General features: G+C 38.9%; 27 protein-coding genes. 13 read left to right on the forward strand and 14 right to left on the reverse strand.

What is annotated here, in order from left to right:
* Positions 1-11: 11 nt before the first annotated feature.
* From CYP51_RS02875 to CYP51_RS02905, 7 genes are all read right to left on the reverse strand, one after another.
* The gene (locus CYP51_RS02875; RefSeq protein ID WP_087580158.1) at positions 12-452 is read right to left on the reverse strand and encodes a hypothetical protein; all 441 of its coding nucleotides are present in this window, start codon (positions 450-452) and stop codon (positions 12-14) included.
* Positions 449-1,873, reverse strand: coding sequence for a Mur ligase family protein (locus CYP51_RS02880; protein ID WP_103624300.1), 1,425 nt, complete (start codon positions 1,871-1,873; stop codon positions 449-451). Before CYP51_RS02880 ends, CYP51_RS02875 begins: the two co-directional genes overlap by 4 nt.
* A complete protein-coding gene (locus CYP51_RS02885) occupies positions 1,870-2,655 on the reverse strand; it encodes an alpha/beta fold hydrolase (protein ID WP_103624301.1) in 786 nt (261 codons plus the stop codon). The genes CYP51_RS02880 and CYP51_RS02885 overlap by 4 nt, the downstream gene beginning before the upstream one ends.
* Positions 2,645-2,875 (reverse strand): type II toxin-antitoxin system Phd/YefM family antitoxin, encoded by a 231-nt coding sequence (locus CYP51_RS02890; protein ID WP_021091404.1) that lies wholly within the window; start codon positions 2,873-2,875, stop codon positions 2,645-2,647. Before CYP51_RS02890 ends, CYP51_RS02885 begins: the two co-directional genes overlap by 11 nt.
* 64 nt (positions 2,876-2,939) lie before the next feature.
* Positions 2,940-3,980, reverse strand: a complete 1,041-nt coding sequence (locus CYP51_RS02895) for a D-alanine--D-alanine ligase (RefSeq protein WP_103624302.1) — start codon at positions 3,978-3,980, stop codon at positions 2,940-2,942.
* Positions 3,981-3,991: 11 nt separating this feature from the next.
* Positions 3,992-4,546, reverse strand: a complete 555-nt coding sequence (gene ruvA / locus CYP51_RS02900) for a Holliday junction branch migration protein RuvA (RefSeq protein ID WP_103624303.1) — start codon at positions 4,544-4,546, stop codon at positions 3,992-3,994.
* Between the two features lie 17 nt (positions 4,547-4,563).
* A complete protein-coding gene (locus CYP51_RS02905) occupies positions 4,564-6,477 on the reverse strand; it encodes a flagellar assembly protein A (RefSeq protein ID WP_103624304.1) in 1,914 nt (637 codons plus the stop codon).
* Positions 6,478-6,600: 123 nt separating this feature from the next.
* On the opposite strand from CYP51_RS02905, the gene murJ reads away from it, so the two are divergent.
* From murJ to CYP51_RS02955, 10 genes are all read left to right on the forward strand, one after another.
* Positions 6,601-8,001, forward strand: coding sequence for a murein biosynthesis integral membrane protein MurJ (gene murJ / locus CYP51_RS02910; RefSeq protein WP_103624305.1), 1,401 nt, complete (start codon positions 6,601-6,603; stop codon positions 7,999-8,001).
* A complete protein-coding gene (cysS, locus tag CYP51_RS02915; RefSeq protein WP_103624306.1) occupies positions 7,988-9,382 on the forward strand; it encodes a cysteine--tRNA ligase in 1,395 nt (464 codons plus the stop codon). The genes murJ and cysS overlap by 14 nt, the downstream gene beginning before the upstream one ends.
* The gene (locus CYP51_RS02920) at positions 9,375-11,099 is read left to right on the forward strand and encodes an ABC transporter ATP-binding protein (protein WP_103624307.1); all 1,725 of its coding nucleotides are present in this window, start codon (positions 9,375-9,377) and stop codon (positions 11,097-11,099) included. The genes cysS and CYP51_RS02920 overlap by 8 nt, the downstream gene beginning before the upstream one ends.
* Before the next feature lie 53 nt (positions 11,100-11,152).
* Entirely contained in the window at positions 11,153-12,226 is a 1,074-nt protein-coding gene (locus tag CYP51_RS02925; RefSeq protein WP_103624324.1) for a quinone-dependent dihydroorotate dehydrogenase, read from the forward strand.
* 11 nt (positions 12,227-12,237) lie between these two features.
* On the forward strand, positions 12,238-13,479 hold the full coding sequence (locus tag CYP51_RS02930; RefSeq protein WP_103624308.1) for a M16 family metallopeptidase: 1,242 nt from the start codon (positions 12,238-12,240) through the stop codon (positions 13,477-13,479).
* Positions 13,480-13,505: 26 nt separating this feature from the next.
* A complete protein-coding gene (dapA, locus tag CYP51_RS02935) occupies positions 13,506-14,375 on the forward strand; it encodes a 4-hydroxy-tetrahydrodipicolinate synthase (protein ID WP_219809027.1) in 870 nt (289 codons plus the stop codon).
* Positions 14,375-15,163 carry an enoyl-ACP reductase gene (locus tag CYP51_RS02940; protein ID WP_103624310.1) on the forward strand — a complete coding sequence of 263 codons (789 nt, stop codon included), beginning with the start codon at positions 14,375-14,377 and terminating at the stop codon, positions 15,161-15,163. The genes dapA and CYP51_RS02940 overlap by 1 nt, the downstream gene beginning before the upstream one ends.
* A gap of 31 nt (positions 15,164-15,194) precedes the next feature.
* On the forward strand, positions 15,195-15,740 hold the full coding sequence (gene pgsA / locus CYP51_RS02945; RefSeq protein WP_103624311.1) for a CDP-diacylglycerol--glycerol-3-phosphate 3-phosphatidyltransferase: 546 nt from the start codon (positions 15,195-15,197) through the stop codon (positions 15,738-15,740).
* 196 nt (positions 15,741-15,936) lie between these two features.
* Positions 15,937-17,046 (forward strand): RIP metalloprotease RseP, encoded by a 1,110-nt coding sequence (rseP, locus tag CYP51_RS02950; RefSeq protein WP_103624312.1) that lies wholly within the window; start codon positions 15,937-15,939, stop codon positions 17,044-17,046.
* The gene (locus tag CYP51_RS02955) at positions 17,046-17,681 is read left to right on the forward strand and encodes a YggS family pyridoxal phosphate-dependent enzyme (RefSeq protein WP_103624313.1); all 636 of its coding nucleotides are present in this window, start codon (positions 17,046-17,048) and stop codon (positions 17,679-17,681) included. Before rseP ends, CYP51_RS02955 begins: the two co-directional genes overlap by 1 nt.
* 96 nt (positions 17,682-17,777) lie before the next feature.
* Here CYP51_RS02955 and CYP51_RS02960 read toward each other — a convergent pair whose 3' ends face one another.
* From CYP51_RS02960 to CYP51_RS02990, 7 genes are all read right to left on the reverse strand, one after another.
* Positions 17,778-18,347: a ComF family protein gene (locus CYP51_RS02960; RefSeq protein ID WP_103624314.1), complete on the reverse strand. Its 570-nt coding sequence runs from the start codon at positions 18,345-18,347 to the stop codon at positions 17,778-17,780.
* Complete coding sequence (locus CYP51_RS02965; protein ID WP_103624315.1) at positions 18,347-18,904, reverse strand: YajG family lipoprotein; 558 nt, start codon at positions 18,902-18,904, stop codon at positions 18,347-18,349. The genes CYP51_RS02960 and CYP51_RS02965 overlap by 1 nt, the downstream gene beginning before the upstream one ends.
* Positions 18,905-18,915: 11 nt before the next feature.
* Positions 18,916-19,638 carry a hypothetical protein gene (locus CYP51_RS02970; protein ID WP_103624316.1) on the reverse strand — a complete coding sequence of 241 codons (723 nt, stop codon included), beginning with the start codon at positions 19,636-19,638 and terminating at the stop codon, positions 18,916-18,918.
* Positions 19,632-19,862, reverse strand: coding sequence for a 2-hydroxymuconate tautomerase family protein (locus CYP51_RS02975; protein ID WP_009294206.1), 231 nt, complete (start codon positions 19,860-19,862; stop codon positions 19,632-19,634). The genes CYP51_RS02970 and CYP51_RS02975 overlap by 7 nt, the downstream gene beginning before the upstream one ends.
* A 190-nt stretch (positions 19,863-20,052) precedes the next feature.
* A complete protein-coding gene (lepA, locus tag CYP51_RS02980) occupies positions 20,053-21,843 on the reverse strand; it encodes a translation elongation factor 4 (RefSeq protein WP_103624317.1) in 1,791 nt (596 codons plus the stop codon).
* 80 nt (positions 21,844-21,923) lie between these two features.
* Positions 21,924-22,844 carry a cation diffusion facilitator family transporter gene (locus CYP51_RS02985; protein ID WP_103624318.1) on the reverse strand — a complete coding sequence of 307 codons (921 nt, stop codon included), beginning with the start codon at positions 22,842-22,844 and terminating at the stop codon, positions 21,924-21,926.
* Positions 22,822-23,706, reverse strand: coding sequence for an ABC transporter six-transmembrane domain-containing protein (locus CYP51_RS02990; RefSeq protein WP_103624319.1), 885 nt, complete (start codon positions 23,704-23,706; stop codon positions 22,822-22,824). The genes CYP51_RS02985 and CYP51_RS02990 overlap by 23 nt, the downstream gene beginning before the upstream one ends.
* Positions 23,707-23,858: 152 nt before the next feature.
* Between CYP51_RS02990 and CYP51_RS02995 the strand changes: the two genes are divergently transcribed.
* The 3 genes from CYP51_RS02995 to CYP51_RS03005 form a co-directional block, all read left to right on the forward strand.
* Positions 23,859-24,233, forward strand: coding sequence for a cupin domain-containing protein (locus CYP51_RS02995; protein WP_103624320.1), 375 nt, complete (start codon positions 23,859-23,861; stop codon positions 24,231-24,233).
* Positions 24,234-24,275: 42 nt separating this feature from the next.
* Positions 24,276-24,893 (forward strand): NAD(P)-dependent oxidoreductase, encoded by a 618-nt coding sequence (locus CYP51_RS03000; protein WP_258032773.1) that lies wholly within the window; start codon positions 24,276-24,278, stop codon positions 24,891-24,893.
* Between the two features lie 100 nt (positions 24,894-24,993).
* Positions 24,994-25,342, forward strand: a 349-nt coding sequence (locus CYP51_RS03005) for an Rrf2 family transcriptional regulator (RefSeq protein ID WP_103624322.1), incomplete at its 3' end; no start/stop codon positions are given.

The raw sequence follows: 25,342 nt of genomic DNA on the forward strand, positions 1-25,342 counted from the left end.
AACTAGAGAATTTATTTTTGCAAAGTTGCATTTTGCTCGCTTAAGGCTTCTTCTTTTTCGTCTTCTTGTCTTATCTCATCGTACCTTGCTTTGGCGTTTTCATAAACACCAGCTGGAAGGCTTATGTTTAAATCATCCCTTAAGCTCATCACATCATCACAAGCATTTTGGTAGCCAAGGTCACAGCTTTTCATATAATAACTCACGCCAAGCTCGATATTTGAGTGCTTTTTTAGATCACTATCCATTTGCTCACTTATCTCTTCATTTACAAACATATCGCCCAAAGCTTCGCACGAAAGCACATCTTTTTGCTCACAGCCATCATAGAAAATTTCATACGCAGCTACGTAATCTCCGGCATTTAGCGCCTCAATACCTCTGTCATAGTCATCAATATCAAAGCCAAATGCCAAATTTAAAGTTAGGATTAAAAAAACTATTTTTTTCATATAAAGCTCGGTGCGTCGTTTGAAAATAGTATAAGATCGCCAACACGCGTATTTTGAGCTAGAATTTCTTGCATTTTGTTCTTATCCTTTAAGATGATGATCTTTGGCTTTATGATGTGTTTTAGCAAAACTTCGGCATTTAGCGAGCTTGTGATGACGACAAGGTCGAAAATTTCATTTATCACCTTGGCTAAATTTGCATTTTGCTCCGCATCACTTTCTACGATACCAGGTGTTAGCAGCACTTTTCTGCCAGCGTAGGTGCTTACAAGCTCGTAGCTTGCGCTCATACCTGAAAAATTTCCATTAAAACTATCGTCAATTATCAGCTTGCCGCCAGCCTCGATCTTGCTTAGTCGGTGCTCGACGTTTTTCATCTTAGATAGCGCACTATTTATCGCTTCATCGCTCATTTTTAGGTATTTTGCCACCTTGATGCAAACAGCTAAATTTGTAGCGTTAAATTTGCCAAGCAGCGGCGAAGCGTAACTCTTGTCATCAAGCATAAATGATATTCCATCTAAATTTGCATTTATATCTTTTAGACTTTCATCGTAAATTTCTAAATTTTGGCTTGACTCTTTCTTTGTCGAGCTATGTAAAAATGCCATTTGCAAGCGAGCGCTTTGAAGTGCTTCAAGCTTGGTAGAGCGGATATTATCAAGCGTTTTAAAATACTCAATGTGCTGTGCGCCGATCTCGCCAACGATGACGATTTGCGGGTTTAGAAATTTTGTGATCTCTAGGATGTCGCCCTTTAGCCTAGCGCCTGCTTCTGCGATGTAAATTTGCGTTTGCTCGTTTAAATTTTCATTGATATCTTTGATGATGCCAGCCATTGTATTTACGCTGCGAGGCGTCTTGTAGCAGACGAAGCTATCTTTTAAAATTTCAAATAAGAAATTTTTGATACTCGTTTTGCCGTAGCTTGCTGTGATCAAGATGATTTTTAGATCTTTATTTGCACCCAGTTTTTTAAGCGCCTTGTTTTTAAAGCCTTGAAATTTAATCTTTTCTAAAATTTCACTAAAAAATAGGCTCACAACCAAGACAAAAAGCGGCATCGGAGCCAAAAACGCCTTGTGAATGATAAAATTTAAAGCGTAGTTTAAGATGATAGCGCAAGCAAGGATCGCAAAAAAGTGCTTGATCCTGGCAGTAAAGACTAGCTTTTTATCAAGTTTTTTGTGCCAAAGATAAAGAGCTGGCAAAAGCGCAAAGTAAAAATAGATGAAAAACCACTTACCAGTCGTGTAAAAAAGCACCAACGGCACAATAAAGAAAAAGACGTGCCAAGCAGGCTTTGTGAAGTGAAAGAGCACGCGCTCAGGCCTATATGAAAACCACTGAAAGCAAGTGATCGTATAAAAAGCGAGCGCAAAGATAAATAAAACTGTGCTTATGCTTAAAAATATATTCATCTTATCTCCTCGATCCCGCTCTCATCGTCATCTATCACAACATTTTTAGCCTCATTTGGCTCAAAATTTATCCCTTTTTCTATCTCTTCGCTTATAAATTTAGCGTGAAGCAAAAAGAAAAAGTGATCGCCACTAAGCGGAAAAAATGAACTATTTTTTATGAGCTTATGTATGCTCTCCCCGCTTGTTATAGGCGTTGCCTTATCATTTTCTCCCCAAAATATAAAAGCCCTGCCCCCAAAATCGGCAAAATGCTTCGTAAAATCCTCATCAACTACGTTTTTTAGGGTCTCATACATCACTCTGCTCATACCGCTCACATCTTTTGTGGCAAAGAATTTATAAAATTTTCCAAACCCAAAAAGCTTAAAAATTTTAAAAATAGCGATCTTTGCGCGCACGATAAATGGCTTTTTGACAACTATGCCAGCTGAGCTTAAAAGCACAAGATGTGGCGGTTTTAGAAGCGTTGCGACCTTGCCACCAAAGCTATGACCTACGATGATATCTGGATTTATGCCAAGCTCATCACAGAAATTTTCAACGATTTTTGCATAATCGCTTGTTTTTAAAGGATCATTAATTGAGCTTTTACCAAAGCCTGGCATATCGATATAAACGTGACACAGCTCGCTCAAATATGAGCCAAAAGCCTTTTTCATTATCTCTTTATTAGCGCCCCAGCCGTGCAAGAAAAGTACTATTTTTTTACATTTTGGATTTACTACTTCGTAGCTGATCTCATACTCGTCTGAGCCGTACTTTACCACCCTACTCGCCATCGTTCTCTCTTTTTTTTGCAGTATAAATGCTCTCAAGCACACTCACTGCTTCGCAAAGGCGCTCATACTCTTCCATATTTAAAAGCACTGCTTCAAATTTATTATTTTTAACAATGACCGCTCTTTTTAATTCATTAGCTCCCACACGAGAGAGTACTGAACTAAAATTTCTAACCACTTCAGTTGCTGTATAAATTTCGTCTTTTGTAAAAGTTACCATTGTCGCTCTTTATGTAAAATTTTATGTAAAATATCACAAACTACTTTATAATCTACTAAATGGTCTAAATTTTCCCGCGACCTTTTACTGAAGTGATCGAGTTTATAAAGCTATAATCGATCTTTATATTACGCTCTCTTGGAAGTGAGTTTGCAAGAGCATTTAGAGTGCTCTCAAAATCCTCAAATAGATAGTTTGCAAGACTTCCTGGATTTGGATTTATCTCATTTAGATAGACCTCATCATCTATCACGAAAAAGTCGCATCTAATAATCGCTCCGTCAAATCCACAATCATAAATTTTTGAAAAGTTAAATTTAAGCTTTTGTTTTAGCTCCTCAGAAATTTCAGCCTCTTTTACCTTGTTTTCATTTGAAAAGCTAAGATATTTTTGCTCGTAGTCAAGAAATTCTTTCTTTTTTGGCTCTTCGATGATAGAAAATTTTATCTTTCCATCTATCTTACAGCCTGCAAGGTTGTACTCTTTTACTCCCTTTATAAAAGGCTCGACAAGCACATCTTTATCAAACTCAAATGCCACATCTTTTGCATAAGCTAGCTCGCTGGCGTCATGCACTATGTTTACACCTATACTGCTTCCAAGTCTTGCTGGCTTTAAGATAATAGGATAGTGAAATTTTGGCTGGCTCTCACGAGTTAGCATCTCATAGTCAAGCGCCTTTACGCCAGCTTTTTGCGCTAGAAATTTAGTAAGCTCTTTGTTGTAGCTAAGCGCACTTACTTCAAGCCTTGGACCTATATATTTTATGCCGTAAAAGTCAAAAAGCGCTGCTATCTTGCCATCTTCGCCGTCCATGCCATGGATCAAATTTATAATGACATCGCACTCTACTTTTTTATCGCCAAAAAGAGAGTGTATGAAAAATCCGCCTTTAGACAAAATGAGCTTTTTTGAATTTTTGTATTTACCAGAGCTAAAGAAATTTGCTCTCATATCTTTGTCTTCGATAAGATAAAAATATCTATTTGCGTCGCAAAATATAAATTTTAGCTCTTGCTTTAGGACATTTTTTAAAACTATCGCACTAACTATGCTTATCTCATGCTCATAGCTCTTTGCTCCAAATATCACACCTAAATTCATCTTTTTAATCCTTATCCTAATTTCTTTAATGCTTCTTTTATAAGATCACTCGTATTTTCACTCTTGCACTCAGGCAAAATTTTCACTATCTTCTCACGTTTAAAGCCAAGCGCCTCAAGTGCCAAAAGTGCCTCATTTTGGTAGCTTGGCACACTCTCGTCACTTATTAGCTTTGCGTCACTTAGCTCAGCTATGATGCGTCTAGCAGTCTTTGGTCCGATACCTGGCACACTTTTAAAGGTATCTGCATCGCCGCTTATTATGGCACTTGTAAATGCCTGTGAGCTAAGACTTGAGCAAACTGCCATAGCCGTGCTAGCTCCGATGCCATTTAATTTAATAAGCATCTCAAACATCTTTTGCTCATTTGCATCCAAAAAGCCGTAAAGTAAATTTGCGTCCTCTCTTATGATCTGTGTTATGGCAAGCTCGACTTTTTCGCCCTTGCTAAGCTTGGCTGAGCAAAAAAGCGAAATGAAAATCCCATAACTTACGCCGCTATTTGTCTTAAGTATCACAAATGCGGGATCTTTTCTGCTGACGACACCTTCGATCGCTTTTATCATCATTTAACCTTTTATTCTTAGAAATTTGTATCTGTGTAGTCTTCTAATTTATTTGACTTTTTGATCTTATACTCAGCTTCATCGCCATCGCCGATCTTCTCCAAAGTAATAGCATGCGCGGTTTCATTTTGCTTTGAGATATAAGTGACATTTTGTGGAGGATCAACGATAACAAATCTAATCTCATTTAGTTCAACCCAGTTGCCTCTATTTATCACTTTTGCAGAAAATATTCCATTTTGCATTATCTCAAGCTCATCTTTTAGAGTAGCTAACAACTCTTTTTTATCCTTAAAAATTTTTAGCAAAGTGTTGTATTCATTGACTAAACCTTGATACTCTTTTAGCTTTTTCATGAAGGTAACTGGCGGTATCACTTTAGCTTTTGAGAGCTCTTCTACCTTTGCTTTTATGGTATAAATCGAGTCTTTATTTTCATTTATGACATTTTTCTTTGTTTCAATATTTTTTAGAAGTGAGGCAAGCTCTGCTTTTGTATATTCGATCTTATTTAATTGCTCTTGCGTAGCCTCAGCACTTTCAGGCATTTTGCTAGTATCGATTATAAATTTATTATCAGTACCTCTTAGATATCTTACGTCTATTAAGTGTGAAGCTGTGATAGTGCAGTTTGAGCCAAGCGTATTTATTTGGATATTTTGAGCAGTTATAGAGCCACCAACGACGCTATTTATCTTAACCCTTTTTGCTACGATATTTCCGCCTTCTAGCCTATTTATCTCGACATTTTCAGCTTCAACCTTACCGATGTGGATAGAAATTTTTGCATTCTTTGCATAAATTTTAGCCTTTTGGTGTGTTTGACCGCCGATTATTACTTCATTTGCTTTAACCATCGCATTTGCACCGACGTTTCCTTTTACCTCGATCTCGTCAGCCTCCACGATGATGCCAGTGCCGATGGCGTCTTTTATAGTATCAGTTTCCCTAACCACCAAAGTCACATTTGTATCAGTGCCTGCTTGAATAGAGCCAGTTGTTTTAAAATTTGCTTCATTTATCTCTATGCGCTCTTCAATATCAAATGAGCCATTTTTCTCAACTACATATCCTGATTTTTTAGCGATATATATTATGCTATCGTCATTTTCTACTCTCTCTATATTTTCGCTTATACTTATCTCTTTACCAGTATCTTCTTTTGGCTTTTCTACTGCTAATAATTTACCTCTCGCATCACGGCCATTTTGCCCTTCGTGAGATTTTTTCTCTTCCATTATCACTTCATCTTGTGCTACACCAAAAACAAAGCCTCTATCAGCGTAATCAACCTTATCTTCCTCTTTTATCGCATCAAGTTTATCTTTGTAGTAGTAAAGTATCTTTGCATCGGTAGCTTTTTTTGGATTTATACCTTGTGTTATGTTTAGTATGTAGTCTTTATCAAGTTCGCCCTTTACATGCACAACTGAGGCGATTTGTTTTAGCTCGTCTTTTAGTTTGCCGATCCTTATGCCTATTAAAATTTGAGCTTTCATAAGCTGTTTGGCGATATATTCAAAAAGCTTATCTTCGTAATGATGTTCGTATTCACAATCTTTTGTAGCTTTTACCTTTGCGACTACTTTTGTAACTGTTGAATTTACACCGATTTCTATCTTTGGAAGCTTTGGCACAGCATTTAGCCTAACATCAAAAAATTCCACGTCATAGATCTGCTCGATCTCTAGTGTCTCGTCAAGATAAAATGCATTATCATCAAAAAAGTTTAAATTTTCTTCAGGGACAAAAACTGGCTCTTCATTATCTTTATTTCTATAATAAGTCAAAATATCTAAAATTTTAAAATCTATAAATTCTACCGGTACGCTGTGTTGCTTGCTTAGCTCTTTAAGCGATATATAAGGCGTTGAAGTTTGAATTTGCGTTGGCGGTAAAAATCTCTCGTTTTTTTGCACGTTCTCGCTCAAAATTGATCCATTTCACATAAAATTTGGCTCTTATTATCGCTAAAATTTTATTAAATTTGGGTTATGTAAGCTTTAAAGCATCTTTTGTTACTATTGCGTTTTCAAATTTAATTTAGGCGAGCGATGTTTATAAAAGGTTTTTTCTCAAACTCAGTTGGCATCATGACTTCAAGGATTTTAGGGCTTATAAGAGATCTTTTAACGGCTTCTATCCTTGGGGCTGGCATATTTAGTGACCTCTTTTTTATAGCATTTAAGATACCAAATTTATTTCGCCGCATCTTTGGTGAGGGTGCCTTTACACAGGCGTTTTTGCCAAATTTTGCAAATAGCAAGAAAAAAGCGATCTTTCAAGCTGAAATTTTCATCAAATTTCTACTTTTTATAGGCGTTTTGACGCTTCTTGTAAATTTATTTACGCCCTACTTTATAAAGATCATCGCAAGCGGCTTGAGTGAACAAAATATCACAGACGCAGTGCCACTTGTACGCATAAATTTCTACTATCTAGCTCTTGTTTATATCGTCACTTTCATGGGTGCGCTGCTTCAGTATAAAGGGCATTTTGCCACGACTGCGTTTTCGACTGCGCTACTAAATTTAGCCATGATCGCTTCACTACTTTTGGCTCGTGGCAAGAGCGAGAGCGTAGTTGCGCTTTATCTTAGCTTTGGCGTCGTTGCTGGTGGCGTTTTGCAAGTCTTTGTTCATCTACTGGCAATGAAATTTAACGCCTTAAATAAAATTTTCTGGGGCGGTCTAAGCGGATATTTTAAAGGCAAAAAAGCTAGTAGCAAAGGTTTTTTTATAAATTTTTATCACGGCTTACTTGGCTCAAGTGCGATGCAGATAAGCGCATTTATGGACACTTGGCTAGCGAGCTTTTTAGTAAGTGGCTCGATAAGCTATCTCTTTTATGCAAATAGAATTTTTCAGCTTCCGCTAGCCATCTTTGCGATCGCGCTCTCTCAGGCGCTCTTTCCAAAGATCACTAGGCTTTTAAAACAAAAAGACGAGGTAAACGCCCTAGTTTGGACGAAAAAGAGCTTTTACCTACTTCTTTGTGCCCTGCTAGCAGCCACGATCATAGGCGTAGTGATGAGTGAGTTTATCATCTGGCTCTTGTTTGAAAGGGGAAATTTCACAAGGACAAACACGCTTGAGTGCGCCAAGGTACTAAGTGCCTATTTAGTGGGACTTACGCCATTTGGACTGGCTAAAATTTTCTCACTTTGGCTTTACGCAAACATGAAGCAAAAAGAGGCGGCCAAAATTTCCATCATCTGTCTTGTGATAAATTTGATCCTTGCAGTCATTTTAATGCAAAAATTTGGAGCTGCCGGCCTTGCATTTGCAAGCTCGCTTGGAGGGTTTTTACAGCTTGTTTTATATATAAGAGCCTTTGGGGCTAAGCGATTTTTAGCTATAATTGAGCCTAAATTTATAGCCGCCATCGCTGTTTTAGCGGTTTTGCTCTATTTTGGTTTAACATTTTTAAAGGATATATTTAATGCGAATTTTTGATACTTCTAAAAGAGAAAAGGTTGAGTTTAGCCCGATCAAAGATGGCGAGGTTAGCATCTATTTGTGTGGCCCAACGGTATATGACGATGCACATTTAGGGCATGCAAAGTCGGCCGTTAGCTTTGATCTTTTAAGAAGGGTCTTAAAAGCGCTTGGCTACAAGGTCAAATTTGCAAGAAACTATACTGATATTGACGATAAAATTTTAAACAAAATGGCCCAAACTAGCCAAAGCCTAGAGGATATCACAAACAAATATATAGCACATTACGAAAGCGACATGAACGCTTTAAACGTGCTTGATCCAGACTTTAAACCAAAGGCAACGCAGTGTCTGGAGGTGATCATTAGCTACATCGAGCTGCTTATGCAAAAAGGAGCTGCTTATAAGACAAGTGATGGAATTTACTTTGACACAAGCAAGGATAGTGGCTATTTTAGCATCAGCGGCAAGGACAATAACACCGATCTTGTCGCACGCGTGGCAAGTTTTGGTGAAAAAAGAGATGAAAAAGACTTTGTTCTTTGGAAATTTGACGAGAAATGGTATGAAAGCCCATTTGGTAAGGGTCGTCCTGGCTGGCACACCGAATGTGTGGCTATGATAAGAGAATTTCTAAGCGATAAAGAAAATGAGGAATTTGAGATCGACATCCACGCTGGTGGCATCGACCTACTCTTTCCGCACCACGAAAACGAAGCAAGCCAGTGCAGATGTGCTTATCACAAGAATTTGAGCAAATACTGGATGCACAACGGCTTTATAAAAGTAAATAACGAAAAGATGAGCAAGAGCCTAAATAACAGCTTTTTCGTAAAGGACGCCCTAAAAAACGTTCATGGTGAAGTACTTAGATATTACTTGCTTACGAGCCATTACAGGGCGCATTTTAATTATTCAGATGAAGACTTAGTGGCTTCAAAAAAGAGGCTAGATAAAATTTACCGCCTTAAAAAAAGGGTTGATGGCGTGCAAGCTGGCGCTATAAACGAGAGCTTTAAAAATGAGCTACTTGAGGCACTAAGTGATGATCTAAACGCTTCAAAAGCACTTGCAAGTATTGATGAGTTTGTAAAAACAGCAAACGAAAGGCTTGATAATAGCCCAAAAGATAAAGCCTACAAGGCCGAAGTAGTGGCAAATTTGGAGCTTATAAGTGAAATTTTGGGCATTGCTAGCACAAACTATGTGGAGTATTTTCAATTTGGTGTAAGTAACGAGCAAAAAGAGCAGATAAAAAGACTTCTTGATGAGCGCGCGGTAGCTAAAAAAGAGAGAAATTTTACAAGAGCTGATGAGATAAGAGACGAGCTAGAAAAGATGAATATCTCTATCATGGATACACCAAATGGCGTAGTTTGGGAGAAAAACAATGAATAACTTTGGCTTAAAAGATGTGCTAAAGCGCTTTGGTCCATATTTTAAAGACTACATTCCACACTTCATCCTAGCCTTCATCGGCATGGGGCTTGCAAGTGGCGGAACAGCGGTCAGCGCGTATTTGGTGGAGCCAGTACTTAATAAAATTTTCGTTGAAAAAAACGAAACACTGCTTTATTTGTTACCATGTGCGATCATCGCTATTTATCTGTTAAAAAATGTTGGAACTTTTATGCAGGCTTATTTTACGGCATATATCGGCCAAGATACGATTAGAAGATTTCGTGAAAAGATGGTCGAAAATTTACTAAATTTGGACATGAAATTTTTTAATGATTTTAGAACAGGCGAGTTAATAAGTAGAACCACGAACGACATAGAGCGCATAAGATCTATTGTTTCAAGTTTCATACCTGAGCTTATTAGAGAGCTTGTAACTATCATGGGTCTGCTTTGTGTAGTTATATATCAAAGCCCTAAATTAGCATTTTTTGCAATTATTGTTATGCCATTAGCGATTTATCCAATCTCGCGCCTTGCTAAAAAGATGAAAAAAATTTCAAAAAAATCACAAGAAAAGACATCTGATATCACTTCAGCCTTGAGTGAAATTTTTACAAATATCGAGATAATTAAAGCAAATAACGCCCAAAAATACGAGCACTCACGTTTTGTTGAAGAAAATAACAAATTTTTCAAGTTAAATCTTAAAACCGTAAAAATTGAACAACTAGTAAGTCCGCTTATGGAGACGATAGGCTCTATTGGTGTTGCAGCCGTTATTATCGTAGGAGGCAAGGACGTTATCGACGGAAATATAAATATGGGTGCTTTCTTTTCATTTTTAACCGCACTTTTTATGCTCTACACCCCGCTAAAACGTATCGTAAATATATACAATAAAATGCAAGATGCGATCGCTGCGAGCGAGAGAACCTTTTTCTTGATGGATAAAGTAAGCCAGATAAAAGATGGCGAAAAAGAGTTAAGTGAAGAGATAAATTTGATTAAATTTAATGATGTCTGTCTAAACTACGGTGACAAAGAGGTTTTAAAAGGTATAAATTTAGAGGCTCACAAGTCAGAATTTATAGCCCTTGTTGGCTCAAGTGGTGGCGGGAAAACCTCGCTCATGAATCTGCTCATGAGATTTTACGACGTAAATAGCGGAGAAATTTTAATAAATAATACAAATTTAAAAGATATCAAAATCCACTCACTTCGCCAAAACATCGGACTTGTAACGCAGCGTGTCTATATCTTTAACGATACAATCGCTAAAAACGTGGCTTACGGCAGAGAATTTAACGAAGAAGCCGTGATAAATGCACTAAAAATGGCAAATGCTTATGAGTTTGTAAACAAACTAGATAACGGCATAAACACTATCTTAAACGAATTTGGCACAAACCTTTCAGGCGGTCAAAGACAGCGCATCGCCATAGCTAGAGCGCTTTATCAAAACCCACAAATTCTTATCTTTGACGAGGCCACTTCAGCACTTGATAACGAGAGTGAAAAAGAGATCACGAAGGCTATAAACAACCTAAGAACCAAAAAGATCATCTTTGTCATAGCTCACCGCCTAAGCACGGTTGAAAGTGCCGATAAGATCGCGGTTTTAAGTGGTGGAAAGGTCGTTGATATTGGAAGCGATGAAGAGCTTAGCAAGAGAAATGAAATTTATGCAAAACTTAAAGACAAAGCCTTAGTTTAAGGCGATTTTTGCTAAGATTTGCACAAAATTTTAGGCATTTTAAAGAGGTTAAAATGAGCTTAAACTACGAAACTTTAAAATCTATATTTTTTAAATTTGATCCTGAAACAGCCCATAAAATCGCGGAACTTGCAATGATCGGAGCAAATAAAATTTTTCCAGGATCATTAAGCTTTGTAGCAAATAAGTGCGTGGTCAATGACAATGCGCTAAAACAAAATTTATTCTCAAGCACTTATCACAATCCAGTTGGCATAGCTGGGGGCTTTGATAAAAATGCCACAATGTTTGAAGCGCTCACAGCTCTTGGCTTTGGGTATTTAGAATTTGGCACATTTACTCCAAAACCTCAACCTGGCAACGACAAACCAAGACTTTTTAGGCTCGTAGACGAAGAGAGCATCCAAAACGCGATGGGCTTTAACAACGAAGGCTGTGAAGCTATTAAAAATAGAGTCAAAAAACTTTATCCTTATACTTTACCTATCTGGGCAAACATCGGTAAAAACAAGGTCACACCAAACGAAGATGCGATAAAAGACTATGAAATTTTAGTAAGAGAATTTAGTGAAATTTGCGACACCTTTGTCATAAACGTCTCATCGCCAAACACGCCAAATTTAAGAGCATTGCAAGATGAGAGCTTTATAAAAGAGCTTTTTAGTATCATTTTGCCACTTACTAAAAGGCCGATCATCTTTAAAATCGCTCCTGATATGAGCCACGAAGATGCGATCAAGCTTTGTAGCTGCGCAGTAGAAAACGGCGCTAGTGGCGTGCTTATCTCAAACACAAGCGTTGATTACTTGCTCTCTCACTCGTCAAATTTAAAGGATTTTGGTGGACTAAGTGGCAAGGTGATCGCTCAAAAGTCAAAAGAGATATTTAAAGCCGTTGCAGACGAGCTTTACGGCAAGACGACACTTATAGCATGCGGTGGCATAGATAGCGGTGCAGAGGCATATGAGCGCATAAAAATGGGTGCAAATTTAGTGCAAATTTTTACAAGCTTTATCTTTAAAGGGCCAATGATCGCAAGAGATATAAATTTAGAAATTTTAGAGCTTTTAAAAAGGGATGGCTTTGCCTCTATTAGCGAAGCGGTCGGCATAGATGTTAAAAAATAAAAGGCAAAAGATTGATAAAATTTAATAAAGCAAAACTAGAAAACGGACTAGAAATTTATCACGTACCAGTAAATCCGGGCTCAAAAGTGATAAGCGTCGATGTCTTTTATAAAGTTGGATCAAGAAACGAAGTGATGGGCAAAAGCGGTATCGCTCACATGCTAGAGCATCTAAATTTCAAGTCAACCAAAAATTTACGTGCTGGTGAATTTGACGAGATCGTAAAGGGGTTTGGCGGCGTAAATAACGCAAGTACAGGCTTTGACTATACTCACTACTTCATAAAAGCCTCAAATGAAAATTTAGACAAAACGCTTGGGCTTTTTGCCGAGCTTATGAAAAATTTAAGCCTAAAAGACAAAGAATTTCAGCCAGAGCGCGAGGTGGTGCACGAGGAGCGCAGGTGGCGAACAGACAACAACCCTATGGGATACCTCTACTTTAGGCTCTACAACCACGCATTTATCTATCATCCATATCACTGGACACCGATAGGCTTTATAAAAGATATCGAAAACTGGAATATCTCCGACATAAAAGAATTTCACGCTACGTATTATCAGCCCAAAAATGCGATTTTGATGATAAGTGGCGACATCGGCAAGGATGAGGCATTTAAACTAGCTAAGAAAAATTTTAGCGGTATAAAAAACAAAAGAGCCATCCCAAAATCTCACTGTAAAGAACCTGAACAAGACGGCGCAAGAAGAGCTATCATCTACAAAGATAGCCAAACACAAATGCTAGCGATTGCTTACAAAATCCCAAATTTTAAACACGCCGATCAAGTAGGTCTAAATGCGATCAGTGAATATCTAGCCACTGGCAAAAGCTCTATTTTACAGCAACGTCTAATCGATGAGCTAATGCTCGTAAATCAAATTTATGCTTATAATATGAGCTGCGTTGATGAAAATTTATTTATATTTTTAGCAGTTTGCAACCCAGATGTCGAAGCAAACGTGGTTGAGGCTGAAATTTTAAAGATCATAGATGATTTAAAAAATAAACCAATCGACAAAGATGATGTTTTAAGAGTTAAAAATTTGATAAAAACTGATTTTATTTACTCATTTGAGAGTGCAAGCAAGGTTGCAAATTTATATGGCTCGTACCTTGCTAGAGGTGACATAAAGCCACTTTACGAGCTTGAAAAAAATATCGATAAGATAGATGCCAAGCTTTTAAAAGAGATAGCAAATAGATATTTTAATGAAAAAACCAGCACAACAATAATATTAAAAAAGGAATAAACGTGGAAAATTCGCTTCAAGGTGCGATGACCGCACTCATTACGCCATTTAAAAATCAAAAAGTAGATGAAGTTAGTTTTGAAAAACTAATAAAAAGACAGATAAAACACGGCATAGATGTTGTTGTGCCAGTTGGAACCACTGGCGAGAGTGCAACACTGACGCATGATGAGCATAGAATTTGTATCGAAATAGCCGTAGATGCATGTAAAGGCACAAATGTAAAAGTACTAGCTGGTGCTGGTAGCAACGCCACTCACGAAGCTATTGATATCGCTAAATTTGCCCAGGCTCATGGTGCTGATGGCATCCTTTCAGTTGCGCCTTATTACAACAAACCAACGCAAGAAGGACTTTATGAGCATTATAAAGCCATTGCAAATAGCATTGAAATTCCTGTCCTTCTTTATAATGTTCCAGGTAGAGTTGGCGTGGATATCTTGCCAGCGACCGTTTTTAGACTTTTTAAAGAGTGCAAAAATATCTATGGTATCAAAGAAGCTACTGGAAGCATTGATAGATGTGTCGATCTACTGGCTCACGAACCAAATTTAGTAGTCATCAGCGGCGAAGATGCGATCAACTACCCTATTCTCTCAAACGGCGGCAAGGGCGTCATCTCAGTCACTGCAAACCTCTTACCAGATCAAATTTCTCAGCTAACGCACCTTGCAATGAACGAAGAGTACAAAAAAGCAAAACTAATAAACGACAATCTATACACGATAAATAAAACACTCTTTTGCGAAAGCAATCCGATACCGATCAAAGCAGCGATGTATCTAGCCGGGCTCATCGACTCTTTAGAGTATCGCTTGCCACTTTGCAAACCAAGTAAAGAGAATTTTAAGAAAATCGAAGAAGTAATAAAAAATTATGAAATAAAGGGATTTTAATGAAGGACACACTAAACGAATTTAAAGGTAAAACGCTAGTTATCAGTGGCGGCACTAGAGGTATCGGTAGAGCCATAGTTGAAGAATTTGCAAAAGCTGGCGTAAACATAGCATTTACCTATAACTCAAACGAAGAACTTGCAAATGAGCAAGCAAGAGAGCTTGAGGCTACTTACAAGATAAAAGCCAGAGCCTATGCGCTAAATATCCTTGAGCCAGAGACTTATAAGGAGCTATTTTTAAAGATAGAAGAGGACTTTGACAGGGTTGATTTTTTCATCTCAAATGCTATCATCTCAGGTCGCGCAGTAGCTGGTGGATACACTAAATTTATGAAGCTAAAACCAAGAGGCATAAATAATATCTTTACAGCAACAGTAAATGCCTTTGTCGTAGGCACACAAGAAGCTGCAAAACGCATGGAAAAAGTGGGTGGTGGTAGCATCATCAGCCTATCATCGACTGGAAATTTAGTATATATCGAAAACTACGCAGGTCACGGCACAGCAAAAGCAGCCGTTGAGGCGATGGCAAGATACGCTGCAACCGAGCTTGGCGAGAAAAATATCCGTGTAAACGTCGTAAGTGGCGGCCCTATCGAAACAGATGCACTAAGAGCCTTTACAAACTACGAAGAGGTGCGCGATATGACGGCAAAGCTTAGCCCACTAAACCGCATGGGACAGCCGACAGACCTAGCCGGAGCGTGTCTATTTTTATGCTCGTCTAAGGCTAGCTGGGTGACTGGGCATACATTTGTGATCGACGGCGGCACGACTTTCAAATGAGAGTGAAATTTCTAAACATAAAGGCATATTTGTGAGTTTAAATTTACCAAATTCTTTAGCGTTTTTTAGGATACTTCTGGCTCCACTTATGTTTTTTATGCTCGTAAATGCGCCAGGAATTTTTACGCAAATTCACATGAGCTGGATAAACTACTTCGCAGCTCTTATTTTTGTGATCGCCTCGGTAACTGACTTTTTTGACGGCTACATCGCAAGAAGCTGGGATCAAAAAACTAAGCTTGGGGCGATCCTTGATCCACTGGCAGACAAGATGCTAATTCTTGCTGCATTTTTAGGCCTTATGATGCTTGGTAGAGCTAGTGCTTGGGCTGTCTATCTTATCTTGATAAGAGAATTTTTCATAACCGGCTTTCGTGTCGTTATGGCAAGTGACGGTGTAGAGGTCGCAGCTTCGATGGCTGGCAAAGTAAAAACCGTCTCACAGATGTTTGCGGTTGGATTTTTACTGATGAGCTGGCCTGGTGGCGAGCTTTTGCTCTGGATTGCTGTTGCTCTTACGCTTTATTCTGGATTTGAGTATATCTTTGCCTATGTAAAGGCGATGAAAAAGAGCTAAAATTTCTTTCGTTCGTAAGACCCAAAGTTTTTACTTGAAAAAATTTATATAAATAATAAAAACTTCATTTTCAAAATAAGTAAAATTAAGTTAAAAATTTCTCCTAGCTAAAAGAAATTTTTAGCCAAACGTCGTTTGAGAGTAAATTTATAAATTTTGGCTAAAATCTCATCAATTTTTCAAAAAAAGGTAAGTTTTGAAAGGTATTCTCTTCACGTTAGCCCTACTTTGTCTTGGGCTTTATGCATATTCGTTTTATTTTTTAGTGACTGTTTTAGCCGTTAGTTTTCTCATATTTTTTCACGAGCTTGGCCACTTTTTGGTAGCAAGAACGCTTGGAGTAAAGGTAAATACCTTTAGTATCGGCTTTGGTGAGAAAATTTATACCAAAAACATTGGTGGCACCGACTACTGCCTAAGCGCGATCCCACTTGGTGGATATGTACAGCTAAAAGGACAAGACGACACCGACCCAAAGGCCAAAAATTACGATACGGACAGCTATAACGTGTTAAGTCCTATAAAGCGAATTTACATCCTCTTTGCAGGGCCATTTTTTAACTTTATCTTAGCGTTTTTTATATACATTTTGCTTGGATCTATCGGAGTTGAAAGACTTGCGCCAAGTGTAGGCCACATAGCTGAAGACTCAGCAGCTGCAAGCGCTGGACTAGCTAAAAATGATAAAATTTTAGCAATAAATGGCGTAAAGATAAACGAGTGGGATGAGATCAGTAAAAATGTAAAATTAGAGCCAATTGCCATTTTGGTAGATCGTAACAGCTCGCAAATGACTATAAATTTAACACCAAAGATAGGCGAGACGATAAATCTATTTAATGAAAAGGTGCAACGCCCACTGATCGGAATTTCTCCAAATGGAGAAGTGATAAAAATTTACCACACTGGTCTTGCAGGCATAAATTTTGCCCTTAGTGAGACGATCGAGGCATCAAAACTAATCTTTAAAAGCTTTACCAAACTAGTAAGTGGAGCTGTGCCGCTAAAAGAGGTCGGTGGCATCGTACAGATCGCTGATGTCACTTCAAAAGCCGCAAAAATAAGTCTTGGCATGCTTTTGACGATCGTCGCTTTAATCTCAGTAAATTTAGGTGTCCTAAATTTATTCCCCATCCCTGCACTTGATGGTGGCCACATACTTTTTAACTTATATGAGCTAATTTTTAGACGCGAGGTAAATGAGCGAGTGCTCACGACGCTCACCTACTGCGGTTGGGCGCTACTACTTGGCATAATGGTACTTGCGACCTTTAACGACATTATGAGATTAAGCGGAGGTTTATAATGATAGTTTTAAAAGAGCTATTAGAAAAGATCGAAAATTTAAGCAAAGACGTGACACTAATCGCTGTTAGCAAAAATGTCACAAGTGCTGAAGTAAAAGAGCTTTACGCGCAAGGGCAAAGAAATTTTGGCGAAAACAGAGTCCAAGAGCTAGCCAAAAAAGAGCTAGAACTGCAAAATTTTACTGATATAAAATGGCATATGATCGGCCGCTTGCAAAATAACAAAATAAATCAAATGATAAGTCTAAAGCCCGCACTATGGCAAAGCTGCGATAGCTTTGAAAGAGCTATAGAAGTCGATAAAAGACTTAGTTACAAGCTAGATACCCTACTTCAGATAAACTCAGCCGATGAGGATACAAAACAAGGTGTAAGCGTAGCAAATGCGGCAGAAATTTATGAGCGTATCCAAAGCGAGTGCAAAAATATAAATCTAAAAGGTGTGATGAGTATTGGAGCGCATGTGGATGAGCCAAAAGAGATTCAAGAGAGCTTTGAGCTAACTTATAAAATTTTTAATAGCCTAAAGCCAAAAGGTGCAGCTATCTGCTCGATGGGTATGAGTAGTGACTTCGAGCTAGCGATAAAATGCGGCTCAAATATGATCCGCCTTGGCACTATGCTTTATCTATAAATTTATCGCTTTTGCGAGCTCCTACTGCTAACGAAATAGATTACTGCTGGAGCTATGTAAATTTCTACCCAAAGAGACTTGAGAAAAAATTAAAATTTAATATTTAGCATCGGCCAAAACCAAAGCAAAAAGTACTTTTACGTCAGCTTTTTCGAGAGTATTTCTAGCCTCAAGTATCGTAGTGCCAGTGGTTATGATATCATCTACCAAGATAACTGGTGCTGTGATCTTTTTTGGAATTTTAAAATTTCTAGGGTTATTTTGTCTAAATTGTAAATCCCTACCACTATAACTGGTCTTGCTGGTTGCATGCAGTGCGTGAAATATGGGCTTTAGATTTTTAGCCCTTAGTGCATTTGCCAAAATAGCCGTGTGCGAGTAGCCATGATGCACTCTATCATCTATCGGCAAAGCATAGACTTGCTCCGGAAAGCTAAAACTTTTGACAAATTTCTTAAATGCAAATTTGGCTAAGTTTTTATATATAAAATATCCGTGCATTTGGTGCTTAGAGTGGATGAGTTCTTTTATTTCAGAGTAGCCGTAAAAGCTATAAATTTTAAAGCCCTCTAGTTCTCTTACTATCGGGCTTGGCTCGCTTAAAATTTGTGAGCAAATTTTACAAAACGTATTTAGTGTAAAGCTCTTGCAAAACGCACAAAACATTAGCTATTTAAAATAGCAATTGCTGTGCGTTTGATGGCGTCATTTATGATCTCAGTTAAAAATGATTTAAATGCTCCACCTGTGGGAATTAACTCAAATTTGGTTTGATTATTTGAAATATTTTTAACGATACTTTGATCGCCTTTTTGGATCTTAAGCGTGATCTTAATATTACCTTTTGTATTATCGGTGCCGTATCCGCTCATATTTGCTTCAAACTCGTTGATAAAAATTTCAACCACGACTCCACCCATGCCATTTACATTTGCACCGCGCGCCATAAGCTCTTTTTTGAGCGAATCACTAAAATAAGTAGCAAGATCGTTTTGAAGCACGACATATTCTTTTACTGTGCCTTTGCTATCAGTGATCGTAGCAATAGTACTTTTGTTTTTGCGGTTGTCATGCACTGCACTTATATAGGCCTCAAAGCCGCTATTTTGCTGGCTTGAAGCAGCCTTATATGGATCAAATGCGACAACACTTTGACTTGGTGCACAACCAGTTAAAAATAAAACAAAAAGTCCAAAAATAGCTAAAAATTTAAATTTATTCATCGTTTTTCCTTTTAAAGTTTAGTGATCTCATCGGCTACTTTTATCGCAGCTTGTTTAACTAAAAGTGCGATAAAAAAGTCAAACTGACCAGACTCTGAAGCCTCTAGCTTCTCCACATGGTGCCTAGTCGAGATAGGTAACGTTTTTTTGAAATTTATATTTGAAAGAATAAGAAGCCCATTTAGATGTCCATTTAAAATTTCTGAACTTCCCGAATAGCTTCCTCTAAGTTCGTCAAATCTAAAATCAAGTCTATATGTGTAAGGTGATGTTTGAGTATCGACAACAACGATTCCACGAGAATTTAACTCACGCTGTAAAAACATGTAAAAAAGCACTTCAAGGCGTGGATTTGAGTTAAAAACTGCAGTATTTCCTTCAACACCTGTGTAATATATCGATCTAGCGCTACTTCTAGCATCGACGATCCTGTGGAAATAAACCTTTTTTAATCCAACATTAGTATCGATCATATTTTTTTCCAAGCAGCAGTTTATTGCTACATCACTTTTGTATTTAACACCATTTATAAAAAGACCATCGCCCCTGCCTTTACAAGCACTGCAATCAGCCGGTATCCTCATAACCTCTTCAAAATACATCTTATCTTCGCTGTTTATGCTCGCACTTTGCACGCCATCTATTCCCTCACATGAGAGGCAAAGGCTGGCTTTTGCCACACAGCCAGTTAGAAAGATAGCTGCAAAAACTGCTAATAATGTCGCTCTTAACATTTTACTTCCTTTTGCTCTTTTTGTTTTTTGCGGAGATTTTTCACACTCTCGCCTGCGATGCCGTAGTTATTCGTATCGATCTCATCGATAATGACAACGGTATTTTGAGCGCTTCTACCTAAAATTTCGCTTATTAGCTTTGTAACTCCGCTTATCATCTTCTCTTTTTGCTCCACACTTGGGCTATCACCCTCTTTTGTTACACAAATTTTCACAAATGGCATATGCTTCCTTTTTTGTAAATTTAGCACTTAAATTTTAATCAAAAACCTATTTGCCAAAATAAGATCCTTACTGCAGCAGTATCGCAAAGTCAGACGAGGCGTGGGTAAAATTTACGACGGGAGTTACCATGATAGGTAATGACAGAGTAAATTTTAAACACAACGAAGTATGGCAAAGCGAGACAACGCATTAGTCTATTTTTAAGACGGATAAAAACGCCTCCTGCGGCAAATTCACCTTTCCAATAGCTTTCATACGCTTCTTTCCCTCTTTTTGCTTTTCAAGCAACTTTCTCTTACGAGTGATATCGCCGCCATAGCACTTGGCTGTGACGTTTTTACCCATTGATTTCACGGTTTCGCGAGCGATTATTTTATTGCCGATGCTCGCTTGTATCGCTACTTCAAAGAGCTGACGAGGCACGATCTCTTTCATTGCCTTTACAAAGTCCCTGCCCTTTGTCTGCGCCTTGCTCTCAGGCACGATGATAGAGAGTGCATCGACCGTTTCACCAGCCACTTTAACATCAAGTTTCACTAGATCGCCCACGCGGTAGTCGCTAGGCTCATAATCAAAGCTTGCGTAGCCTTTTGTGCTTGATTTTAGCTTGTCGTAAAAGTCCATCACGATCTCGTTCATCGGTATGTCATACTCTAGCAGCACGCGGTCAGTCGTGATGTAGTCCATCTTTGTTTGTATGCCACGGCGATTGTTTAAAAGCGTGATGATGTTGCCCAAAAACTCGCTTGGCGTGATGATAGTAGCCTTCACGTATGGCTCAAGGATCGAGTCTATTTTATTGACTGGTGGTAGTTGGCTTGGGTTTTGGATTTTTAAATTTAGCCCATCAGTTTGGATGACTTCATAAGTCACAGTCGGCGCTGTGGCGATGAGATCAAGGTCAAATTCACGCTCCAGCCTCTCTTTGACGACCTCCATATGAAGAAGACCTAAAAAGCCAACCCTAAAGCCAAATCCAAGTGCGACCGAGGTCTCTGGCTCGTAGCTTATAGAGCTATCATTTAGCTTTAGCTTATCCAGCGCATCACGCAGATCTTCAAATTTATCAGTTTCAATAGGATAAAGTCCCGCAAATACAAATGGCTTAGCCCTCTCAAAGCCACCAACTGGCTCTTTTAAGGGATTTCTAGCCTGCGTAATCGTATCGCCCACCTGGACGTCACTAACATTTTTAAGTCCGAGTACAACGATGCCTACTTCGCCAGCAGAAAGACTCTTTGTCTTTATAGGAGCGATAGGATTTGGATACATGAGATCGAGCACGATGTGCTTTTTGCCTGTTCCCATGACTAAAATTTCATCATTTTTTGAGATAGTGCCGTCGTATACACGTACAAGAGCAAGCGCACCAAGGTAGTTGTCAAACCAACTATCATAAATTAGCGCCTTTGTTGGCTTATTTGCATCACCATTTGGTGCTGGAATTCTTGTGATGATCGCTTCAAGCAGCTCTTTTATGCCAACACCTGTTTTTGCGCTAACCTCGATCGCTCCAGAGCAGTCAAGTCCGATGATGTGCTCGATCTCGTCTTTTACTCTAGCAGGATCAGCCGCAGGTAGGTCGATCTTGTTGATGACTGGAATGATCTCTAAGTTGTTTTCTAGCGCGATATAGACGTTTGCGATGGTTTGTGCCTCCACTCCCTGGCTAGCGTCCACTACTAGCAGAGCACCCTCACAACTAGCCAAAGAGCGGCTCACCTCGTAGCTAAAATCGACGTGGCCCGGAGTGTCTATCAAATTTAGAACAAAATTTTGCCCATTTAGTGCGTAGTTTAGGCGAACAGATTGGGCTTTTATCGTGATACCGCGCTCTTTTTCGATATCCATTGTATCCATGATCTGACTGCTCATCTCACGGTCGCTTACGGCACCACACTCCTGAATGAGACGATCTGCAAGCGTGCTTTTGCCGTGGTCTATGTGAGCGATGATGCTAAAATTTCTAATATTTTTCATTTACTCTTTTACTTTTTTGTTAAATTTTTGGCTTTTATTTTGCCTAAAATTGATTTAAAATTTGCATAAGAAAAGCGATGTTAATGCTTGTGACCAAAGTGTTCGTGCTCTTCTTTGCCCTTTAGCTCACAGATAAGATCATCTTTATGCCCGTGGCCGCTACCCTCAAACTGAAGCGTAACATGGCCGATGCCAACGTGAGAAAGCTCGTGCTCGATGCGCTTTATCATCTTTGAAATTTCAGCTACGCTTAGCGTATCATCCACCACTACGTGGGCTATGAGCGCATTTGTGCCGGCATTTATCGCCCATATATGTAGATCATGCACCTGTCTAACGCCATCCACGCCTTTTATGATAGCTAAAATTTCATCCGTATTAAGATCGACTGGCACGGCTTCGATAAGGATATTAAAGCTATCTTTTAGTAAGCCAAAGCCACTTTTTATGATAAGTATCGAAACAAATATACTTGCTATACTATCAGCTTGCGTAAGGCCAAATTTCATTATGACTAGTGCCGCAATGATTGCTCCAACGGAACCAAGCGTATCACCAAGGACATGAAGATAAGCTCCTTTTATATTTAAATTCTCTTTTATATCGCTACTTTTATGCATATAAATAGCTACGATCAAATTTATAATAAGTCCCAAAATGCTAATAGCAAGCATTGTTTTGGCTTCAATCTGCGGCTCGCTAAAAAATCTCACAACCGCTTCAATTATCACAAAAATACCTAGAGCAATAAGAGCCGAGGCATTCACAAAAGCAGCGATGATCTCAACTCTTTTATAGCCAAAAGTCTTTTTTAAATTTGCCCTTTTTTCTGAAATTTTAAACGCCATGAGCGACAAAAATAGTGCGGCTGCGTCTGAGAGCATGTGAAATGCATCGCCGATGAGCGCAAGCGAGTTTGAGAAGAAGCCAAAGATAGCCTCGACCACCATAAACGCAAAAATAAGTAAAAACGAATTTCTAAGAACGCTCTTGTTGTGCATTATTGTCCTTTTTTTGGGCGTCGATCCTCTTGCCGATATCTTTTAAATTTGAAAATTCCTCGATGAGTTTTGGTGAGTCGTCAAGGCTGATGACAAAATTCCAAATGTAAGTCATCACGGAGTATATGTGGCCGGCATTTGTTTGCTGCGAGCTTAACACTATTATCGCTACCAAAAAGAGCAGCGAAGCGCTAATGCCGATGATAAAATAGCTCATCGCCTCCCTGTTTGAGATCGCTATGCGAAATTTAGAAACAACGTCGTAGTGCCTATTTAGCGTGCTTTTGTTAAAAGCACCTATAACTTTCGCCTCTTTTTCTAAGCGGTCATTTAAGCGAAGATAAAGATCGTCATTTTTCTTAACATATCTTGGCAAAAATATAAGAAAAAAGATCATCACGGCAAAGCACGCCACAGCGACCTTCGGCTCGACAAAGATGAGCATAAACGCTGAGCCGATGATCGAAATAACCGATGTAAAAAACATCGGAAAGTGCGTCTCAAAGAAATTTACAAACTCACGTGAAAGTGCCACTCTAGCGATGATAGCGGAGTCGTCTTTGGTGTTTTGTTTTTCATTCATGATGACGTTTACAGCAAGCTTTGCGTAGATGCCTGCAAAGACTTGCGTATCCACGCGGCGTCTAACGGCTCCTACAAGCCACACTATGAGCACAAAAAGTGCATAAACGATGGCGTTTGACGTGTTGCCTTGCATGATTGCATTGATCGCAAAGCCCGCAAATATCGGGTATGCTAGAAAAAGTCCGTTCTCGGCTAGCACCAAAGCGAAGGTCAATATAAGCTTTTTATTGTGCTCGGTCGCTATGCTCTTTAGCGTTTTAAAGGCGTTATTTTGCAAACTTACTCCTAAAAATTTTGCGAATTTTAGCTCAAATTTATAAATTTTGAAAAATTTTTGTTGTAACTCTTGACATTACAACAAAAAATTATTATACTTCGCTCATCGGTTGTAAATAAAAAGATTACAACACAAAAAACAAGGAGAATAAAATGAAAAATTATCAGGTTGCAAAGATCACAAACGAGCCAAGAGTTGAGCTAAAAGAGGCTTTAAATTTAACTGGCTGTGAGGTATCTATAAACAAGCTTCCAGCAAACGTGAGCGTGCCATTTGTCCATGCACACAAGCAAAACGAGGAGCTTTACATCATCCTAGAAGGTGACGGCGAGCTTTTCATCGACGGCAAAGTGATAAAAGTAGGCAAAGGCGACGCGGTGCGCATAGATCCAGAGGGCAAGAGGTGCTTTAGAGCTGGCAAAAACGGCATCAAAATGATCTGTATCCAAACAAAACGAGGTAGCCTAGAGCAATACACAATGAGCGACGGCGTGATAGTTGATGACGTAAAGCCAAGCTGGCTGTAAATTTAAAGATAAATTTAAAGGAAAAAAACAAAAATAGCAATCATCGGTGCAAACGGCAAAAGCGGTGCAAATTTATTAAATGAGGCGCTAAAACAAGGACATGACGTCACAGCGATCGTTAGAAACAAGTATAAAAACGAAAGCGTAAAGGTTGTTTATAAAGATATTTTTGAGCTAGCAAAGGCCGATCTAGCAGGCTTTGACGCGGTTATCAGCGCATTTGCAGCATGGAGCGAAGAGACTTTCCCGCTTCATAAAAAAGTGGCCGCTCACCTAGTAAATTTACTAGAAGGCACTAGCACAAGGCTCATCGTAGTTGGCGGCGCTGGTACGTTATTTGTTGATAGCAAAGGCACTATGCTCATGGACACCCCAGAATTCCCAGCAGCATATATGGGCGTGGCAAAGGCTACGGCAGAGTCTTATTTTGAGCTAAAAGGTAGCGCAAATGTACTTTGGACATACGTAAGTCCAGCAGGCGATTACGACGAAAACGGCGCTCGCACCGGCAAATACGTGCTTGGCGGGGACGATCTCATACTAAACTCAAAAAATGAGAGTTACATAAGCTACGCAGACCTTGCACTTGCGATCATCGACGAGCTAAAAAATAAGAAATTTATCCAAAAGCGCTTCACTGCAGTTGGCGAGAGAGCGTAAATTTATAAATTTGAAAGCTAGCAAAGGCTGGCTTGTCAAATTTAGCTGACTATTTTTGGCAGAAAATTTTAAGTATAATCACAAAAAATTAAGGACGATCATGCAAGTTGGCATTAAATTTTCAACCACGATCCATGTAGTTTTAGCGGCTTGTTTTTTCAAAGACGAGAAAATCACGAGCGAATTTATAGCAGGTAGTATAAACACGAATCCTGTCATAGTTAGGCGCCTGCTTGGCACTCTAAAGGCTGCAGGGCTTGTAAATGTCGCAGCCGGAGTTGGTGGAGTGAGCCTTGTAAAAGAGCCAAAAGATATAAATTTACTTCAAATCTTTAACGCAGTAAATAATAAAGAAAAACTTTTTAAGATCCACTCTGACTCACCTAAAGCCTGCCCACTTGGCAGTAAGATCGAGGGACTTTTAACCCCCCACTTCCTAAAAGCACAAG

The sequence above is a fragment of the Campylobacter concisus genome (assembly GCF_002912895.1).
Lineage (GTDB): Bacteria > Campylobacterota > Campylobacteria > Campylobacterales > Campylobacteraceae > Campylobacter_A > Campylobacter_A concisus_G.

What these genes read in the sequence shown, in the direction of transcription:
- CYP51_RS02985 (WP_103624318.1), bottom strand. Translation starts at nt 22,844, where the DNA reads ATGCACAACAAGAGCGTTCTTAGAAATTCGTTTTTACTTATTTTTGCG.
- CYP51_RS02960 (WP_103624314.1), bottom strand. Translation starts at nt 18,347, where the DNA reads ATGTTTTGTGCGTTTTGCAAGAGCTTTACACTAAATACGTTTTGTAAA.
- CYP51_RS02965 (WP_103624315.1), bottom strand. Translation starts at nt 18,904, where the DNA reads ATGAATAAATTTAAATTTTTAGCTATTTTTGGACTTTTTGTTTTATTT.
- CYP51_RS02880 (WP_103624300.1), bottom strand. Translation starts at nt 1,873, where the DNA reads ATGAATATATTTTTAAGCATAAGCACAGTTTTATTTATCTTTGCGCTC.
- CYP51_RS02895 (WP_103624302.1), bottom strand. Translation starts at nt 3,980, where the DNA reads ATGAATTTAGGTGTGATATTTGGAGCAAAGAGCTATGAGCATGAGATA.
- CYP51_RS02920 (WP_103624307.1), top strand. Translation starts at nt 9,375, where the DNA reads ATGAATAACTTTGGCTTAAAAGATGTGCTAAAGCGCTTTGGTCCATAT.
- CYP51_RS02925 (WP_103624324.1), top strand. Translation starts at nt 11,153, where the DNA reads ATGAGCTTAAACTACGAAACTTTAAAATCTATATTTTTTAAATTTGAT.
- CYP51_RS02970 (WP_103624316.1), bottom strand. Translation starts at nt 19,638, where the DNA reads ATGTTAAGAGCGACATTATTAGCAGTTTTTGCAGCTATCTTTCTAACT.
- CYP51_RS02995 (WP_103624320.1), top strand. Translation starts at nt 23,859, where the DNA reads ATGAAAAATTATCAGGTTGCAAAGATCACAAACGAGCCAAGAGTTGAG.
- ruvA (WP_103624303.1), bottom strand. Translation starts at nt 4,546, where the DNA reads ATGATAAAAGCGATCGAAGGTGTCGTCAGCAGAAAAGATCCCGCATTT.
- CYP51_RS02940 (WP_103624310.1), top strand. Translation starts at nt 14,375, where the DNA reads ATGAAGGACACACTAAACGAATTTAAAGGTAAAACGCTAGTTATCAGT.
- CYP51_RS02955 (WP_103624313.1), top strand. Translation starts at nt 17,046, where the DNA reads ATGATAGTTTTAAAAGAGCTATTAGAAAAGATCGAAAATTTAAGCAAA.
- CYP51_RS02875 (WP_087580158.1), bottom strand. Translation starts at nt 452, where the DNA reads ATGAAAAAAATAGTTTTTTTAATCCTAACTTTAAATTTGGCATTTGGC.
- CYP51_RS02885 (WP_103624301.1), bottom strand. Translation starts at nt 2,655, where the DNA reads ATGGCGAGTAGGGTGGTAAAGTACGGCTCAGACGAGTATGAGATCAGC.
- murJ (WP_103624305.1), top strand. Translation starts at nt 6,601, where the DNA reads ATGTTTATAAAAGGTTTTTTCTCAAACTCAGTTGGCATCATGACTTCA.
- CYP51_RS02890 (WP_021091404.1), bottom strand. Translation starts at nt 2,875, where the DNA reads ATGGTAACTTTTACAAAAGACGAAATTTATACAGCAACTGAAGTGGTT.
- CYP51_RS02975 (WP_009294206.1), bottom strand. Translation starts at nt 19,862, where the DNA reads ATGCCATTTGTGAAAATTTGTGTAACAAAAGAGGGTGATAGCCCAAGT.
- cysS (WP_103624306.1), top strand. Translation starts at nt 7,988, where the DNA reads ATGCGAATTTTTGATACTTCTAAAAGAGAAAAGGTTGAGTTTAGCCCG.
- lepA (WP_103624317.1), bottom strand. Translation starts at nt 21,843, where the DNA reads ATGAAAAATATTAGAAATTTTAGCATCATCGCTCACATAGACCACGGC.
- dapA (WP_219809027.1), top strand. Translation starts at nt 13,506, where the DNA reads ATGACCGCACTCATTACGCCATTTAAAAATCAAAAAGTAGATGAAGTT.